The 16,201-nt window shown below is 69.6% G+C and carries 16 protein-coding genes; all 16 read left to right on the forward strand.

All coding sequences use genetic code 11. The annotated features are described in order from the left end of the window. Positions 1-81: 81 nt before the first annotated feature. Positions 82-1,845: a trypsin-like serine protease gene (locus tag MTR79_RS06165; protein ID WP_086700731.1), complete on the forward strand. Its 1,764-nt coding sequence runs from the start codon at positions 82-84 to the stop codon at positions 1,843-1,845. Positions 1,846-2,013: 168 nt separating this feature from the next. After that, the gene (gene rpmE, locus MTR79_RS06170) at positions 2,014-2,235 is read left to right on the forward strand and encodes a 50S ribosomal protein L31 (RefSeq protein WP_006130146.1); all 222 of its coding nucleotides are present in this window, start codon (positions 2,014-2,016) and stop codon (positions 2,233-2,235) included. 108 nt (positions 2,236-2,343) lie between these two features. Then, entirely contained in the window at positions 2,344-3,411 is a 1,068-nt protein-coding gene (prfA, locus tag MTR79_RS06175) for a peptide chain release factor 1 (RefSeq protein ID WP_048459214.1), read from the forward strand. Between the two features lie 26 nt (positions 3,412-3,437). After that, positions 3,438-4,283, forward strand: a complete 846-nt coding sequence (gene prmC / locus MTR79_RS06180; RefSeq protein ID WP_086700733.1) for a peptide chain release factor N(5)-glutamine methyltransferase — start codon at positions 3,438-3,440, stop codon at positions 4,281-4,283. 56 nt (positions 4,284-4,339) lie between these two features. Continuing rightward, on the forward strand, positions 4,340-4,987 hold the full coding sequence (locus MTR79_RS06185; protein ID WP_048459216.1) for an L-threonylcarbamoyladenylate synthase: 648 nt from the start codon (positions 4,340-4,342) through the stop codon (positions 4,985-4,987). Continuing rightward, positions 4,984-5,664 carry a low molecular weight phosphatase family protein gene (locus tag MTR79_RS06190; RefSeq protein WP_048459217.1) on the forward strand — a complete coding sequence of 227 codons (681 nt, stop codon included), beginning with the start codon at positions 4,984-4,986 and terminating at the stop codon, positions 5,662-5,664. Before MTR79_RS06185 ends, MTR79_RS06190 begins: the two co-directional genes overlap by 4 nt. Positions 5,665-5,764: 100 nt before the next feature. Then, on the forward strand, positions 5,765-7,003 hold the full coding sequence (gene glyA / locus MTR79_RS06195; RefSeq protein WP_244789506.1) for a serine hydroxymethyltransferase: 1,239 nt from the start codon (positions 5,765-5,767) through the stop codon (positions 7,001-7,003). 125 nt (positions 7,004-7,128) lie between these two features. After that, entirely contained in the window at positions 7,129-8,475 is a 1,347-nt protein-coding gene (locus MTR79_RS06200) for an MraY family glycosyltransferase (protein WP_244789507.1), read from the forward strand. A 311-nt stretch (positions 8,476-8,786) separates the two neighbouring features. Beyond that, entirely contained in the window at positions 8,787-9,224 is a 438-nt protein-coding gene (locus MTR79_RS06205) for a hypothetical protein (protein ID WP_086700738.1), read from the forward strand. Positions 9,225-9,449: 225 nt separating this feature from the next. Beyond that, on the forward strand, positions 9,450-10,277 hold the full coding sequence (atpB, locus tag MTR79_RS06210) for a F0F1 ATP synthase subunit A (protein WP_048459221.1): 828 nt from the start codon (positions 9,450-9,452) through the stop codon (positions 10,275-10,277). A 74-nt stretch (positions 10,278-10,351) separates the two neighbouring features. Next, positions 10,352-10,582, forward strand: coding sequence for an ATP synthase F0 subunit C (gene atpE / locus MTR79_RS06215; protein ID WP_006130155.1), 231 nt, complete (start codon positions 10,352-10,354; stop codon positions 10,580-10,582). 41 nt (positions 10,583-10,623) lie between these two features. Further along, positions 10,624-11,166, forward strand: coding sequence for a F0F1 ATP synthase subunit B (locus MTR79_RS06220; RefSeq protein ID WP_048459222.1), 543 nt, complete (start codon positions 10,624-10,626; stop codon positions 11,164-11,166). Then, on the forward strand, positions 11,163-11,978 hold the full coding sequence (locus tag MTR79_RS06225; RefSeq protein WP_086700739.1) for a F0F1 ATP synthase subunit delta: 816 nt from the start codon (positions 11,163-11,165) through the stop codon (positions 11,976-11,978). Before MTR79_RS06220 ends, MTR79_RS06225 begins: the two co-directional genes overlap by 4 nt. 134 nt (positions 11,979-12,112) lie before the next feature. Continuing rightward, positions 12,113-13,702 (forward strand): F0F1 ATP synthase subunit alpha, encoded by a 1,590-nt coding sequence (gene atpA, locus MTR79_RS06230; protein WP_048459224.1) that lies wholly within the window; start codon positions 12,113-12,115, stop codon positions 13,700-13,702. Positions 13,703-13,723: 21 nt separating this feature from the next. Further along, entirely contained in the window at positions 13,724-14,641 is a 918-nt protein-coding gene (locus tag MTR79_RS06235) for a F0F1 ATP synthase subunit gamma (protein WP_048459225.1), read from the forward strand. Further along, entirely contained in the window at positions 14,641-16,077 is a 1,437-nt protein-coding gene (gene atpD, locus MTR79_RS06240) for a F0F1 ATP synthase subunit beta (RefSeq protein ID WP_086700741.1), read from the forward strand. The genes MTR79_RS06235 and atpD overlap by 1 nt, the downstream gene beginning before the upstream one ends. Positions 16,078-16,201 lie beyond the last annotated feature (124 nt).

A 16,201-nucleotide genomic window follows, 5' to 3' on the forward strand; every position in this document is an offset into this window, starting at 1 on the left:
TCACGCTGCTTCGAGCTGTCCCTGAACGGGACCCGACGCTCGAACTCAGCATCCCGAGGGGGGAATTGCATGGTTACACCCATGTCCGGACCCGGCCGTCGCAGACGCCGGTTCGCCGTGGCCGCGGCCGGTGCCGCCGTGGCCGTCGGAGCGGCGCTCCTGTCGGCGCCGGCGGCCCAGGCGGCGCCCGCGCTGCCCGAGCCGAACGTCACTCCGGCGACGGAGTCACCGTCCCAGTCCGAGCTGATCCGTCGCGTCGTGGACGCGATGGCGGCGGACGAGGCCGCCCGGGCCAAGGACAAGGCGCCGCTCAGCACGAGCGGCAAGGCCGACTCCGGCATCGACGCGAAGATCATCGGTGGTACCACCACCACGATCTCCGCGGCGCCCTGGATGGCGCAGCTGCACTACTACGACCCGGTCTACGACGAGGGCTTCTTCTGCGGCGGCGTCGTCGTCGCGCCGACGAAGATCCTCACCGCCGCGCACTGCGTCAAGGGCTACAACTGGTACCAGAACGGCGCCGTCGTCACGGGCGCCACCCAGCTGCCCTCCGCGGACGGCGACCTGCACGGCGGCACCGCCACCGGTGTCTGGCGGCAGTGGCACAACCCGGCGTACAACGAGGCCACCATCGACAACGACATCGCGCTGCTCACGCTGCCGGTGCCGGTGAAGGCCACGCCGCTGCGCATGACGACCGCGGGCGACACCGCGTCGTACGCGGCGGGGACCAACGCCCGGGTCTACGGCTGGGGGCGCACCACCTCCACCAACAACGAGATCTCCGAGTACCTGAAGACGGCGACGCTGCCGATCCAGTCCGACGCCACCTGCGGCGCCTACTGGGGCAGCGACTACGTCCGCGGTCACATGGTCTGCGCGGGCGCGCCGGCCACCGGCAGCGACGCCGGCACCACCACCGCCTGCAACGGCGACTCCGGTGGTCCGCTGGTGGTCAACAACCGGATCGTGGGCGTCGTCTCCTGGGGCGTCAGGGACTGCGTGGAGAAGGGCGCCTTCGGCGTCTTCACCAAGGTGACGAGCTACGTCGGCGTCACCTACCCGCGCATCGACGACACCGACATGAACGGCGACCACCGCGCCGACCTGTGGGTCCGCAACAAGTCCACGGGTGTCGGTTACTCACGGAACTCGCTCAGCTCCCGGTTCTCCGCCCAGGAGGAGTGGGGGGACTGGAGGGGCGTCAACGTCGTCCTCCAGACCGACCTCGACCGGGACGGCTACCAGGACCTCGTCTACCGCGCCACGGACGGGAGCCTGTACTGGGCGCACTACGTGATCTCCAGCAACAGCTGGGCCACCAAGCGGCTCAGCACCGGCTGGAAGTCCGTCCGCCAGATCGTCACCCCCGGTGACGTGACCGGCGACTACGTGCCCGACCTGCTGATGGTGGACTCGGCGGGCGTGCTGTGGACCTACCCGGGCAAGGGCAACGGCACCTTCTCCACCCGTCTGAAGACGGGCACGGGCTGGGCCGGGTTCGACGTCCTGCGCGGCCACGGCGACTTCACCGGCGACGGCCGGGCCGACCTGGTGGCCCGCGTCCGCAGCACCGGCGACCTGTACCTGTACAAGGGCACGGGCAAGGCCGGCGCCGGCTCCTTCACGGGCCGCACCAAGCTGGCCACGTGGAAGAGCACCACGTACAACGCCGTCGTCACCGTCGGTGACGTCAGCGGCGACGGCAAGGCGGACCTGCTGGCCCGCACGCCGAGCGGCACCCTGTACGCGTACCGGGGCACCGGCCGCAACGCGGCGCCGTTCTTCTCGACGCGCGTCTCCATGGGCACCGGCTACCAGAACTACGACCTGCTGGGCTGAGCGCGACGCCGTCCGTGAGGACCGCGGGGTGGCCCCGGGAATGATCCCGGGGCCACCCCCGTTTTGGGAGACGGCCCCAGTCCTGGCAGACTGGTACGTCGGCTCCGGTTCACGCTCCCGCACCCCGCGGGCGGCGACCCGGCGCCCTCCCGGAACCTAGGAGACACCTTGAAGCGCGACATCCACCCCGAGTACGTCGAGACGCAGGTCAGCTGCACCTGTGGCGCGTCGTTCACCACCCGTAGCACGATCTCCAGCGGCAACATCCGCGCCGAGGTCTGCTCCGAGTGCCACCCGTTCTACACGGGCAAGCAGAAGATCCTCGACACCGGTGGCCGTGTGGCCCGCTTCGAGGCCCGCTTCGGCAAGGCTGCCGGCTCCAAGAAGTAGCGAGCACCGATTCGCCGGTCCACGGCCGCGCCCCCGCCCGGGGGCGGGCCGGGACCGGCGTTTTTGGTCGCCCGCCCTTCATCCCCGTACCAGCAGCAGGAGCCCACCATGTTCGAGGCCGTCGAGGAACTCGTCGCCGAGCACGCCGACCTGGAGAAGAAGCTCGCCGACCCGTCGGTCCACGCCGACCAGGCCAACGCGCGCAAGCTGAACAAGCGCTACGCCGAACTCACCCCGATCGTCGCCACGTACCGCTCCTGGAAGCAGACCGGCGACGACATCGAGGCCGCGCGCGAACTGGCCGCCGACGACCCGGACTTCGCCGCCGAGGTCAAGGACCTCGAACAGCAGCGCGAGGAGCTCACCGAGAAGCTGCGGCTGCTGCTGGTCCCGCGCGACCCCAGCGACGACAAGGACGTCATCCTCGAGATCAAGGCGGGCGCCGGCGGCGACGAGTCCGCCCTGTTCGCCGGCGACCTGCTGCGCATGTACCTGCGGTACGCCGAGCGCGTCGGCTGGAAGACCGAGATCATCGACGCCACCGAGTCCGAGCTGGGCGGCTACAAGGACGTCCAGGTCGCGGTGAAGACCCGCGGGCAGACCGAGCCCGGCCAGGGCGTGTGGGCCCGGCTGAAGTACGAGGGTGGCGTGCACCGCGTGCAGCGGGTGCCGGCCACCGAGTCGCAGGGCCGCATCCACACCTCCGCCGCGGGCGTCCTGGTGACCCCGGAGGCCGAGGAGGTCGACGTGGAGATCAACCCCAACGACCTGCGCATCGACGTCTACCGCTCCTCCGGCCCCGGCGGGCAGTCGGTGAACACCACGGACTCCGCCGTGCGCATCACGCACATCCCGACCGGCGTCGTCGCCTCCTGCCAGAACGAGAAGAGCCAGCTGCAGAACAAGGAGCAGGCCCTGCGTATCCTGCGCTCCAGGCTCCTCGCCATGGCACAGGAGGAAGCGGAGCGCGAGGCCGCCGACGCCCGCCGCAGCCAGGTCCGCACCGTCGACCGCTCCGAGAAGATCCGGACGTACAACTACCCGGAGAACCGCATCTCCGACCACCGCGTCGGCTTCAAGGCGTACAACCTGGACCAGGTCCTGGACGGCGACCTCGACGCGGTGATCCAGGCCTGCGTCGACGCGGACTCGGCCGCCAAGCTCGCCGCCGCCTAAGCACCCGAAGACAGCCCGGAGGACCAGTGAACCTGCTGCTCGCCGAGGTGGCCCAGGCCACTCAGCGGCTCGCCGACGCGGGCGTGCCCTCGCCGCGCACCGACGCGGAGGAGCTCGCCGCGTTCGTGCACGGCGTCAAGCGCGGCGAGCTGCACACGGTCAAGGACGCCGACTTCGACGCCCGGTACTGGGAGGTCATCGCCCGCCGCGAGGCCCGCGAGCCGCTCCAGCACATCACCGGACGGGCGTACTTCCGCTACCTGGAGCTCCAGGTAGGCCCCGGAGTCTTCGTGCCCCGCCCGGAGACCGAGTCGGTGGTCGGCTGGGCCATAGACGCGGTGCGCGCCATGGACGTGGTCGAGCCGTGCATCGTCGACCTGTGCACCGGCTCCGGAGCGATCGCCCTCGCCCTCGCCCAGGAGGTCCCCCGGTCCCGCGTGTACGCCGTGGAGCTGTCCGAGGACGCCCTCAGGTGGACCCGCAAGAACATGGAGGGGTCCAGGGTCGAACTGCGTCAGGGGGACGCCCTGACGGCCTTCCCGGACCTCGACGGCCAGGTCGACCTGGTCGTCTCCAACCCGCCGTACATCCCGCTCACCGAGTGGGAGTACGTCGCCCCCGAGGCCCGCGACTACGACCCCGAACTGGCCCTGTTCTCCGGCGAGGACGGCCTCGAACTGATCCGCGGCCTGGAGCGCACCGCGCACCGGCTGCTGCGCCCCGGCGGCGTGGTCGTCGTCGAGCACGCCGACACCCAGGGCGGGCAGGTGCCGTGGATCTTCGCGGAGGACCGCGGCTGGACCGACGCGGCCGACCACCCCGACCTGAACAACCGCCCCCGGTTCGCCACCGCACGCAAGGCGCTGCCGTGACCGGCACGGCGCATACTTCTTCCCCCCAGCAACACGCGTACGAGGAGGCCCGCCAAATGGCTCGGCGATACGACACCAACGATGCGACCGACCGCGCGACCGGTCTGCGTGAGGCCGCGTCCGCGGTGCGCCGGGGCGAGCTCGTGGTGCTGCCGACGGACACCGTGTACGGCATCGGCGCCGACGCCTTCACCTCGGAAGCCGTCGCCGACCTGCTCCAGGCCAAGGGCCGCGGCCGCAACATGCCCACGCCCGTCCTCATCGGCTCCCCGAACACCCTGCACGGCCTGGTCACGGACTTCTCCGAGATGGCCTGGGAGCTGGTCGACGCCTTCTGGCCGGGCGCGCTGACCCTGGTCGCCCGCCACCAGCCGTCCCTCCAGTGGGACCTCGGCGACACCCGCGGCACGGTCGCGGTGCGCATGCCGCTGCACCCGGTCGCCATCGAGCTGCTCACCGAGGTCGGCCCGATGGCCGTGTCCTCCGCCAACCTCACCGGCCACCCGGCGCCGGAGAACTGCGACGCCGCGCAGGAGATGCTCGGCGACTCCGTCTCCGTCTACCTGGACGGCGGTCCCACCCCGGGCAACGTGCCGTCGTCCATCGTCGACGTCACCCGCCCGGTGCCGCTGCTGCTGCGCGAAGGCGCCCTCTCGCCCGACGAGCTGCGCAAGGTGGTACCCGACCTCGAGGTGGCGAATTGACGGCCCCTGAGGCGGGGCGTGGCATAGGCAACGGGGAACGAGCCGCGGAGATCACGACCACCTTCGTAGGGCTCCCGCGCGACACCTTCCGGATCCTCCACGTCAGCACCGGGAACGTGTGCCGCTCGCCCATCACCGAGCGGCTGACCCGGCATTTCGTGCACCAGCGCCTGGGCGTCCTGGGCGGTGGGCTGATCGTCGAGAGCGCCGGCACCTGGGGCCACGAGGGCGCCCCGATGGAGGCGCACGCGGAGACCGTGCTGGCGGAGTACGGCGCGGACGCCTCCGGCTTCACCGGCCGGGAGCTGCTCGACGAGCACGTCATCCGCGCCGACCTCGTGCTGACCGCGACCCGCGACCACCGCGCCCAGGTCATCTCCATGGGCCACTCGGCGGGGCTGCGCACCTTCACGCTGAAGGAGTTCACACGCCTGGTCGACGCGATCGACCCGGCGACCCTGCCTCCCCTGGAGGACGGCCTGGTCAAGCGCGCCCGCGCCCTGGTCCGCGCGGCCGCCGCGCTGCGCGGCTGGCTGCTGGCGCCCACGGCCGAGGCCGACGAGGTGCACGACCCGTACGGCGCCCCGCTGACCTTCTTCCAATCCATCGGTGACGAGATACACCAGGCGCTGGACCCCGTGGTCACGGCGCTGACCGGAGTGCCCGCGCGGACCTGAGCGCCCGACGGAGCCGCGGGACGGATGCAAGAACTCGGGCGTACCGGGACGGGCGGGCCTACATTGGTCGTACGTCAGTGCCGACGTCCGGGAGTCCACCATGACGGTCACCCCTGCGCGCGAGGCCGATGTCCTGCGCCGGCAGGACCCCGAGCTCGCCGAGGTGCTGCTCGGGGAGCTCGAGCGGCAGTCCACCACGCTCCAGCTGATCGCCGCCGAGAACTTCGTGTCGCCCGCGGTGCTGGCAGCCCTGGGCTCGCCGCTGGCCAACAAGTACGCCGAGGGCTACCCGGGCAACCGGCACCACGGTGGCTGCGAGATCGTCGACGTGGCCGAACGGCTCGCCGTGGACCGCGCCAAGGCGCTGTTCGGCGCCGAACACGCCAACGTCCAGGCGCACTCCGGCTCCTCGGCGGTGCTCGCCGCCTACGCCGCCCTGCTGCGCCCCGGCGACACCGTCCTCGCCCTCGGCCTGCCCTACGGCGGGCACCTCACCCACGGCTCGCCGGTCAACTTCTCCGGCCGCTGGTTCGACTTCGTCGGCTACGGGGTGGACGCGGAGAGCGGCCTGATCGACCACGAGCAGGTCCGCACTCTGGCCCGCGCCCACCGCCCCAAGGCGATCGTGTGCGGCTCCATCTCCTACCCGCGCCACATCGACTACGCCTTCTTCCGTGAGGTCGCCGACGACGTGGGCGCCTGTCTGATCGCGGACGCGGCGCACCCCATGGGCCTGATCGCCGGGGGAGCGGCGCCCAGCCCGGTGCCGTACGCGGACATCGTCTGCGCGACCACCCACAAGGTGCTGCGGGGGCCGCGCGGCGGGATGCTGCTCTGCGGCACGGAGCTGGCCGAGCGACTGGACCGGGCGGTGTTCCCCTTCACGCAGGGCGGGGCGCAGATGCACACCATCGCCGCCAAGGCGGTCGCCTTCGGGGAGGCGGCCACGCCTGTCTTCGCCGCGTACGCCCACCAGGTGGTCACCAACGCGCGGGCGCTTGCCGCCGCGCTCGCCGCGGAAGGGCTGACCGTCACCACCGGGGGCACCGACACCCACCTGATCACCGCCGACCCGGCCCCGCTCGGCGTCGACGGGCGCACCGCGCGCGGCCTGCTGGCGGCGGCGGGCATGGTCCTCGACTGCTGTGCGCTGCCGCACGACGACGACCGGGGGCTGCGGCTGGGCACCGCGGCCGTGACCACGCAGGGCATGGGTACCCGGGAGATGACGCTGGTCGCCGGGATGTTGGCGAGCGTGCTGCGCGGCGGCACGGACGCGGCACGGGCCCGGGAGGACGTCCGCGACCTGGTGTCGGCCTTCCCGCCGTACCCGCGCTGAGCCGTCCCCGGCCGCTTCACGGGCCCGTCCGTGCAACCATCGTCACCACCCGGCAGTCCCCACACGTATCCACCCCTCGCTAGGGTGTGGGGCTGTGAAGGCCAGCGAGATCTGTGGGGAAGCCCGTGCGTGAATACCTGCTGACGCTCTGCATCACGGCCGCGGTGACGTACCTCCTGACGGGACCGGTGCGTAAGTTCGCGATCGTGGCGGGGGCGATGCCGGAGATCCGGGCACGTGACGTGCACCGGGAGCCCACTCCGCGGCTCGGCGGGATCGCGATGTTCTTCGGTCTGTGCGCGGGTCTGCTGGTCGCCGACCACCTGACCAACCTCAACACGCTGTTCGAGAAGTCCAACGAACCGCGGGCGCTGCTCTCCGGGGCCGCGCTGATCTGGCTGATCGGCGTCCTGGACGACAAGTTCGAGATCGACGCGCTGATCAAGCTGGGCGGGCAGATGATCGCCGCCGGCGTGATGGTCATGCAGGGTCTGACGATCCTGTGGCTGCCGATCCCCGGTGTCGGCTCGGTCGCGCTCACCCAGTGGCAGGGCACGCTTCTCACCGTCGCCCTGGTGGTCATCACCATCAACGCGGTCAACTTCGTCGACGGCCTGGACGGTCTCGCGGCCGGCATGGTGTGCATCGCGGCGGCGGCGTTCTTCCTGTACGCCTACCGCATCTGGTACTCGTACGGCATCGAGGCGGCCGCCCCGGCGACGCTGTTCGCGGCGATCCTGATGGGCATGTGCCTGGGCTTCCTGCCGCACAACATGCATCCGGCGCGGATCTTCATGGGCGACTCCGGCTCGATGCTCATCGGGCTGGTGCTGGCGGCCGGCGCAATCTCCGTCACCGGGCAGGTGGACCCGGACGCGCTGAAGCTGTTCGCCGGTTCGGAGAAGGAGGCCGTGCACCAGACGGTGCCGGTCTACATCCCGCTGCTGCTGCCGCTGACCATCATCGCGGTGCCGGCCGCCGACCTGATCCTGGCGATCGTGCGGCGCACCTGGCGCGGCCAGTCGCCGTTCGCCGCGGACCGGGGGCATCTGCACCACCGGCTGCTGGAGATCGGGCACTCGCACAGCAGGGCGGTGCTGATCATGTACTTCTGGTCGGCGCTGATCGCCTTCGGCGCACTGGCGTACTCGGTGAACTCGGCGTCGATGTGGATCGTGCTGAGCGTGGTGATCCTCTCGACGATCGGTCTGGTGCTGCTTCTGCTGCCGCGCTTCACCCCGCGCGCCCCGCGCTGGGCGGAGGCGTTCGTGCCGCCGCGCTACCGGCGCGGGAGCGCGGCGGAGGCCGACGTCCCGGAGACCGCCGCGGAGGCGGACGCCCAGGCCGTGGAGGGGCTCCAGGAGAACGCCGCGGGGGACCGTATGCCGGTGGCCGCCGGTGTCTCCGGCGTCAACGGCGCGAGCGCCGTGGGATCCCGCGCACGCCTGGCCGACCGGTCACGGTCAAGGTAAGAATTCGACTAGAGCATTGCCAAGTCGTGGGGGACCTATGGGACGGAGTTGGGTTCACCAACCGCCCCAATATCAGACATAGGGGTCCGGTGCACGCTCGGACGTGCACGTTCGCCCTCACGTGTGACTCCGCGCACACCATTCAGGTAAAGACTGCATCAAATAGTTTGTGATACCGTTCACGAGTCCCCGGAAAGAGCCGACGAGCCGCCCTCTGACGGCTCACCGGTGCGGTGAAATCGCACCCGGCCCGGGGGTTTACGCTCGTCCATGACGACACCACGCCCCCTGTGAATTGCGGAGTTGCCGCCATGCCGTCCAATGACGCCCGGATCCTGGCCCAGGCCGCCGTGCCCACGGCTGCCGTCGGAGCCGTAGCCGTGCTCGTCAGTGGCCTGACGGTGGGCGGCAAGGGAGCGATCGGCGCGGTCGTCGCCACCGTCGTGGTGGTCCTGTTCATGGGCCTCGGTCTCTACGTCCTGCAGCGCACCGCCAAGTCGCTCCCTCACCTGTTCCAGGCGATGGGGCTGCTGCTCTACGCGACGCAGATCCTGCTGCTGTTCGTCTTCCTGGCCGTGTTCAAGAACACCACGCTGTTCCACCCCAAGGCCTTCGCGATCACGCTTCTCGCCGGCACCCTCACATGGATCGCGGCGCAGACGCGGGCCCACATGAAGTCCAAGATTCTCTACGTCGAACCCGAGTCGACGACGGACACGAAGTCCGAAAAATCGGGGCACTCGTCGTGACGGGTAGGGCCGGGATAAAGAGGCATGCACAACCCTGCTATCGTCCGGTGCCAACTGCGGCATCGCGGGCGCGGGCATCCCAGCTGACGCCTGCTCAATCGCGAGGCGAGATGCCCCCCAGCCGCCCCCACATCCGTAACACCAGTCCCGTGCCGAACCGCGGCTCAGCGCCGCGCCGACACAACGAGGTTGCCGTACCTATGCGCCACGCTGAAGGAGCCCGCGGTGAGTGCTGACCCGACGCAGGTGCTCGCCTTCGACACCAACTGCCACCTCTTCGACGGGTGTGGCTTCGCGGAAGTGTCTCCGGGCCTGCACTCGTTCCTGTTCCAGCCCCTGTGGGGCGACGGAGACAGCAACCTGTACTTCAACAAGACGATGCTGCTGGCGCTGCTCGGCTCGGTGATCATCATCGGCTTCTTCTGGGCCGCCTTCCGCCGTCCGCAGGTCGTCCCCGGCAAGCTCCAGATGGTCGCGGAGGCGGGGTACGACTTCATCCGCCGCGGCGTCGTCTACGAGACGATCGGCAAGAAGGAGGGCGAGAAGTACGTTCCGTTCGTCGTCTCCCTCTTCTTCTTCGTCTGGATGATGAACCTCTGGTCGATCATCCCGGTCGCCCAGTTCCCGGTGACGTCGATCATCTCGTACCCGCTGGTCCTCGCCCTGGTCGTGTACATCACCTGGGTCGTGCTGACCTTCAAGCGACAGGGCTTCGTCGGCTTCTGGAAGAACGTCACCGGCTACGACAAGTCGCTCGGCCCGGTGCTGCCGCTGGCCATGCTGATCGAGCTCTTCTCGAACCTGCTGATCCGGCCGTTCACCCACGCCGTGCGACTCTTCGCGAACATGTTCGCGGGCCACACCCTGCTGCTGCTGTTCACCATCGCCACCTGGTACATGCTGAACGGCATCGGCATCGCCTACGCGGGTGTCTCCTTCGTGATGGTGATCGTGATGACGGCCTTCGAGCTGTTCATCCAGGCCCTCCAGGCGTACGTGTTCGTGCTGCTGACCTGCACGTACATCCAGGGCGCCATGGCCGAGCACCACTGAGCCACTGCCCTCCACCTCCACAGATCGTCCGGTGGCCAACCCCCACCGGTCCGTAAAGAAAAGGAAGAACTGGCATGTCTGCGACCCTTGCTGCTGTCGAAGGCTCCCTCGGCTCCATCGGTTACGGCCTCGCCGCGATCGGCCCGGGCGTCGGCGTCGGCATCATCTTCGGTAACGGCACCCAGGCGCTGGCCCGCCAGCCCGAGGCCGCCGGCCTGATCCGTGCCAACCAGATCCTCGGCTTCGCCTTCTGTGAGGCGCTCGCCCTCATCGGTCTGGTCATGCCGTTCGTCTACGGCTACTGAGCCACCAGACCAGTCCAGCCGACTAGACGAAAGGCACTCACATGAGCCAGCTGCTCATCGCGGCGAGCGAGGGGGAGAACCCCCTCGTCCCGCCGATCCCTGAGCTTGTCATCGGCCTGCTCGCCTTCGTCATCGTCTTCGGCTTCCTCGCCAAGAAGCTCCTCCCGAACATCAACAAGGTTCTGGAAGAGCGCCGCGAGGCCATCGAGGGCGGTATCGAGAAGGCCGAGGCCGCCCAGACCGAGGCCCAGAGCGTCCTGGAGCAGTACAAGGCCCAGCTCGCCGAGGCCCGGCACGAGGCCGCGCGTCTGCGCCAGGAGGCGCAGGAGCAGGGCGCCACGCTCATCGCCGAGATGCGCGCGGAAGGCCAGCGGCAGCGCGAGGAGATCGTCGCCGCCGGTCACGCCCAGATCGAGGCGGACCGCAAGGCCGCCGCGTCCGCGCTGCGCCAGGACGTCGGCAAGCTCGCCACCGAACTGGCCGGCAAGCTCGTCGGCGAGTCCCTCGAGGACCACGCCCGGCAGAGCCGCGTGATCGACCGCTTCCTCGACGAGCTCGACCAGAAGGCAGAGGCCGCACGATGAACGGAGCGAGCCGCGAGGCCCTGGCAGCCGCACGTGAGCGTCTCGACGCGCTGACGGACTCCACGTCCGTGGACGCGGCCGCGCTCGCCGACGAGCTGGCCGCCGTCACCGCGCTGCTCGACCGCGAGGTGTCGCTGCGTCGGGTCCTCACCGACCCGGCGCAGGCCGGTGAGGCCAAGGCCGACCTGGCACGGCGCCTGCTCGGCTCGCAGGTCAGCGGCACCGCCGCCGACCTGGTGGCCGGCCTGGTGCGCTCCCGCTGGTCGCAGTCCCGCGACCTGGTGGACGCGCTCGAGGAGCTGGCGAACATCGCCGACCTCACCGCGGCCCAGAAGGCGGGCGCGCTCGACGGTGTCGAGGACGAGCTGTTCCGGTTCGGCCGGATCGTCGCCTCCGACACCCAGCTGCGCGCGGCACTCACCAACCGGTCCGCCACCGCCTCCGCCAAGGGCGAGCTGCTCCGCAGCCTGCTCGGAGGCCGGGCGAACGAGGTCACGGTGCGTCTGGTGACGCGCCTCGTGACCGCGCCGCGTGGACGTAGCCTGGAGTCGGGACTCGAGTCCCTGTCCAAGCTCGCCGCCGGGCGCCGGGACCGCATGGTGGCCGTGGTCACCTCCGCGGTGCCGCTCAGCGACGGACAGAAGCAGCGCCTGGGCGACGCCCTGGCGAAGCTCTACGGCCGTCGGATGCACCTCAACCTCGACGTCGACCCCGCGGTCGTCGGCGGGATCCGGGTGCAGGTCGGTGACGAGGTCATCAACGGCTCCCTGGCGGACCGGCTCGAGGACGCGGGCCGCCGCCTGGCGGGCTGAGCACCACATACTTCATAGGCAGTACGTACTTACGGCCCTGGTTGGGCCGTGCAGAGGATTCACCTCCTGTAGGGGGGAGTCCCCATCCCCCCCAAGTGAAACTTCGGGCCCAACAAGGAGAGCAGGGAACTCAGATGGCGGAGCTCACGATCCGGCCGGAGGAGATCCGGGACGCGCTGGAGAACTTCGTCCAGTCGTACAAGCCGGACGCGGCCTCGCGCGAGGAGGTCGGTACGGTCACCCTGGCCGGTGACGGCATCGCGAAGGTCGAGGGCCTGCCCTCGGCCATGGCCAACGAGCTGCTGAAGTTCGAGGACGGCACCCTCGGCCTCGCCCTCAACCTCGAGGAGCGCGAGATCGGTGCCATCGTCCTCGGTGAGTTCAGCGGCATCGAGGAGGGCCAGCCGGTCACCCGCACCGGCGAGGTGCTGTCCGTCGCCGTCGGCGAGGGCTACCTCGGCCGCGTGGTCGACCCGCTCGGCAACCCGATCGACGGCCTCGGCGAGATCGAGACCGAGGGCCGCCGCGCCCTCGAACTGCAGGCCCCCACGGTCATGCAGCGCAAGTCGGTGCACGAGCCGATGGAGACGGGCTACAAGGCCGTCGACGCCATGACCCCGATCGGCCGTGGTCAGCGTCAGCTGATCATCGGCGACCGCCAGACCGGCAAGACCGCGCTGGCCGTCGACACGATCATCAACCAGCGTGACAACTGGCGCACCGGCGACCCGAAGAAGCAGGTCCGCTGCATCTACGTCGCCATCGGCCAGAAGGGCTCCACCATCGCGTCGGTCCGCCGCGCGCTGGAGGAGAACGGCGCGCTGGAGTACACGACCATCGTCGCCGCCCCGGCGTCCGACCCGGCCGGCTTCAAGTACCTGGCGCCGTACACCGGCTCGGCCATCGGCCAGCAGTGGATGTACGAGGGCAAGCACGTCCTGATCATCTTCGACGACCTGTCGAAGCAGGCCGACGCCTACCGCGCCGTGTCGCTGCTGCTGCGCCGCCCGCCGGGCCGCGAGGCCTACCCGGGTGACGTCTTCTACCTGCACTCCCGTCTGCTGGAGCGCTGCGCGAAGCTCTCCGACGACATGGGCGCCGGCTCGATGACCGGTCTGCCGATCGTCGAGACGAAGGCCAACGACGTCTCGGCGTTCATCCCGACCAACGTCATCTCCATCACCGACGGCCAGTGCTTCCTGGAGTCGGACCTCTTCAACGCCGGTCAGCGCCCCGCGCTGAACGTCGGTATCTCCGTCTCCCGAGTCGGTGGTTCCGCCCAGCACAAGGCGATGAAGCAGGTCTCCGGCCGTCTGCGCGTGGACCTCGCCCAGTTCCGTGAGCTGGAGGCGTTCGCCGCCTTCGGTTCCGACCTGGACGCGGCCTCCAAGGCGCAGCTGGAGCGCGGTCAGCGCATGGTCGAGCTGCTGAAGCAGGACCAGTACCAGCCGATGTCGACCGAGGACCAGGTCGTCTCCGTCTGGGCCGGCACCACCGGCAAGATGGACGAGGTGCCGGTCGCCGACATCCGTCGCTTCGAGAAGGAGCTCCTGGAGTACCTGCACCGCAAGGAGCAGGGCCTCATGACCTCCATCCGCGAGGGCGGCAAGATGTCGGACGACACCCTGCAGGCCGTGGCCGACGCGATCGCCGAGTTCAAGAAGCAGTTCGAGACGAGCGACGGCAAGCTGCTCGGCGAGGACGCCCCGTCCGCCGCCAAGTGACGTAAGGAAGGGACCTGACTCATGGGAGCTCAGCTCCGGGTCTACAAGCGTCGCATCCGATCCGTCACCGCGACCAAGAAGATCACCAAGGCGATGGAGATGATCGCCGCCTCGCGCGTCGTCAAGGCGCAGCGCAAGGTGGCGGCCTCCACGCCGTACGCGCAGGAACTCACCCGCGCGGTCACGGCGGTCGGAACCGGGTCGAACACCAAGCACCCGCTCACCACGGAGGCGGACAACCCGACCCGTGCCGCGGTCCTGCTCCTCACGAGCGACCGCGGCCTGGCCGGCGCCTTCAACGCCAACGCCATCAAGGCGGCGGAGCAGCTGACCGAGCGCCTCGAGCGCGAGGGCAAGCAGGTCGACACGTACATCGTCGGCCGGCGCGGTGTGGCCCACTACAACTTCCGTGAGCGCACGATCGCGGAGACGTTCACCGGCTTCACCGACGAGCCCTCGTACGCGGACGCCAAGAAGGTCGCGGCGCCGCTGATCGAGGCCATCCAGTCGGAGACGGCGGACGGCGGCGTGGACGAACTCCACATCGTCTACACCGAGTTCGTCTCGATGATGACGCAGACGGCGGTCGGCTCCCAGCTGCTGCCGCTGCGTCTCGAGGAAGCGGCCACGGAGACCGCCGGCAAGGGCGAGATCCTTCCGCTGTACGACTTCGAGCCCTCGGCGGAGGACGTCCTTGACGCGCTGCTGCCGCGGTACGTGGAGAGCCGGATCTACAACGCGCTGCTCCAGTCGGCCGCTTCGAAGCACGCCGCCACGCGGCGCGCGATGAAGTCGGCCACCGACAACGCGGGCGAGCTGATCAACACGCTCTCCCGTCTTGCCAACGCGGCCCGCCAGGCCGAAATCACCCAGGAAATCAGCGAGATCGTCGGTGGCGCCAGTGCCCTGGCCGACGCGAACGCGGGGAGTGACAACTAATGACCACCACTGTTGAGACCGCGACGGCTACGGGCCGCGTCGCCCGGGTCATCGGCCCGGTCGTCGACGTGGAGTTCCCCGTCGACGCCATGCCGGACATCTACAACGCCCTGCACGTCCAGGTCGCCGACCCGGCCAAGGAGGGCGAGCTCAAGACGCTGACCCTCGAGGTCGCGCAGCACCTCGGTGACGGCCTGGTCCGCACCATCTCCATGCAGCCCACCGACGGTCTGGTCCGCCAGGCCCCGGTGACCGACACGGGCTCCTCCATCTCCGTGCCGGTCGGCGACTTCACCACCGGCAAGGTGTTCAACACCCTCGGTGAGGTGCTGAACACCGACGAGGAGTACACGGGCGAGCGCTGGCCGATCCACCGCAAGGCGCCGAACTTCGACGAGCTCGAGTCGAAGACCGAGATGTTCGAGACCGGCGTCAAGGTCATCGACCTGCTGACCCCGTACGTCAAGGGCGGCAAGATCGGTCTGTTCGGCGGCGCCGGCGTCGGCAAGACGGTGCTCATCCAGGAGATGATCTACCGCGTCGCCAACAACCACGACGGTGTGTCGGTGTTCGCCGGTGTCGGTGAGCGCACCCGTGAGGGCAACGACCTCATCGACGAGATGAGCGAGTCGGGCGTCATCGACAAGACCGCGCTGGTCTTCGGCCAGATGGACGAGCCCCCGGGCACCCGTCTGCGCGTGGCCCTGGCCGGTCTGACCATGGCGGAGTACTTCCGCGATGTGCAGAAGCAGGACGTGCTGTTCTTCATCGACAACATCTTCCGCTTCACCCAGGCCGGTTCCGAGGTGTCGACCCTGCTCGGCCGTATGCCCTCCGCGGTGGGCTACCAGCCGAACCTGGCCGACGAGATGGGTCTCCTCCAGGAGCGCATCACCTCGACCCGTGGTCACTCGATCACCTCGATGCAGGCGATCTACGTCCCCGCGGACGACCTGACCGACCCGGCCCCGGCCACCACCTTCGCCCACCTCGACGCGACGACGGTTCTCTCCCGTCCGATCTCGGAGAAGGGCATCTACCCGGCCGTGGACCCGCTGGACTCGACGTCCCGGATCCTGGACCCGCGCTACATCGCGCAGGACCACTACAACGCGGCCATGCGCGTGAAGAACATCCTGCAGAAGTACAAGGACCTGCAGGACATCATCGCGATCCTCGGTATCGACGAGCTGGGCGAGGAGGACAAGCTCGTCGTCCACCGTGCCCGTCGCGTGGAGCGCTTCCTGTCCCAGAACACCCACGTCGCCAAGCAGTTCACCGGCGTCGACGGGTCGGACGTCCCGCTGGACGAGTCGATCGCGGCCTTCAACGCGATCTGCGACGGCGAGTACGACCACTTCCCGGAGCAGGCGTTCTTCATGTGCGGTGGCATCGAGGACCTGAAGAAGAACGCGAAGGAGCTGGGCGTCTCCTGACCCCCGCGCTCTGAAGTGAGCCGAACGGCTCACCCTTGAGGGGGCGGGCACGTCCCGCCCCCTCTGCCACGCCCACTAGACTTGTAACCAACACCCGGCACTACCGCCGGGTGGTGACCCGAGG

The sequence above is a fragment of the Streptomyces sp. BJ20 genome, from assembly GCF_022869105.1.
In the GTDB taxonomy this organism is placed as follows: Bacteria; Actinomycetota; Actinomycetes; order Streptomycetales; family Streptomycetaceae; genus Streptomyces; species Streptomyces griseoincarnatus.

Excerpts from the sequence above, each read along its gene's own strand:
- MTR79_RS06165 (WP_086700731.1), top strand. The coding sequence starts at position 82 with ATGTCCGGACCCGGCCGTCGCAGACGCCGGTTCGCCGTGGCCGCGGCC.
- prfA (WP_048459214.1), top strand. The coding sequence starts at position 2,344 with ATGTTCGAGGCCGTCGAGGAACTCGTCGCCGAGCACGCCGACCTGGAG.
- MTR79_RS06185 (WP_048459216.1), top strand. The coding sequence starts at position 4,340 with ATGGCTCGGCGATACGACACCAACGATGCGACCGACCGCGCGACCGGT.
- glyA (WP_244789506.1), top strand. The coding sequence starts at position 5,765 with ATGACGGTCACCCCTGCGCGCGAGGCCGATGTCCTGCGCCGGCAGGAC.
- MTR79_RS06205 (WP_086700738.1), top strand. The coding sequence starts at position 8,787 with ATGCCGTCCAATGACGCCCGGATCCTGGCCCAGGCCGCCGTGCCCACG.
- atpE (WP_006130155.1), top strand. The coding sequence starts at position 10,352 with ATGTCTGCGACCCTTGCTGCTGTCGAAGGCTCCCTCGGCTCCATCGGT.
- MTR79_RS06220 (WP_048459222.1), top strand. The coding sequence starts at position 10,624 with ATGAGCCAGCTGCTCATCGCGGCGAGCGAGGGGGAGAACCCCCTCGTC.
- MTR79_RS06225 (WP_086700739.1), top strand. The coding sequence starts at position 11,163 with ATGAACGGAGCGAGCCGCGAGGCCCTGGCAGCCGCACGTGAGCGTCTC.
- atpA (WP_048459224.1), top strand. The coding sequence starts at position 12,113 with ATGGCGGAGCTCACGATCCGGCCGGAGGAGATCCGGGACGCGCTGGAG.
- MTR79_RS06235 (WP_048459225.1), top strand. The coding sequence starts at position 13,724 with ATGGGAGCTCAGCTCCGGGTCTACAAGCGTCGCATCCGATCCGTCACC.
- atpD (WP_086700741.1), top strand. The coding sequence starts at position 14,641 with ATGACCACCACTGTTGAGACCGCGACGGCTACGGGCCGCGTCGCCCGG.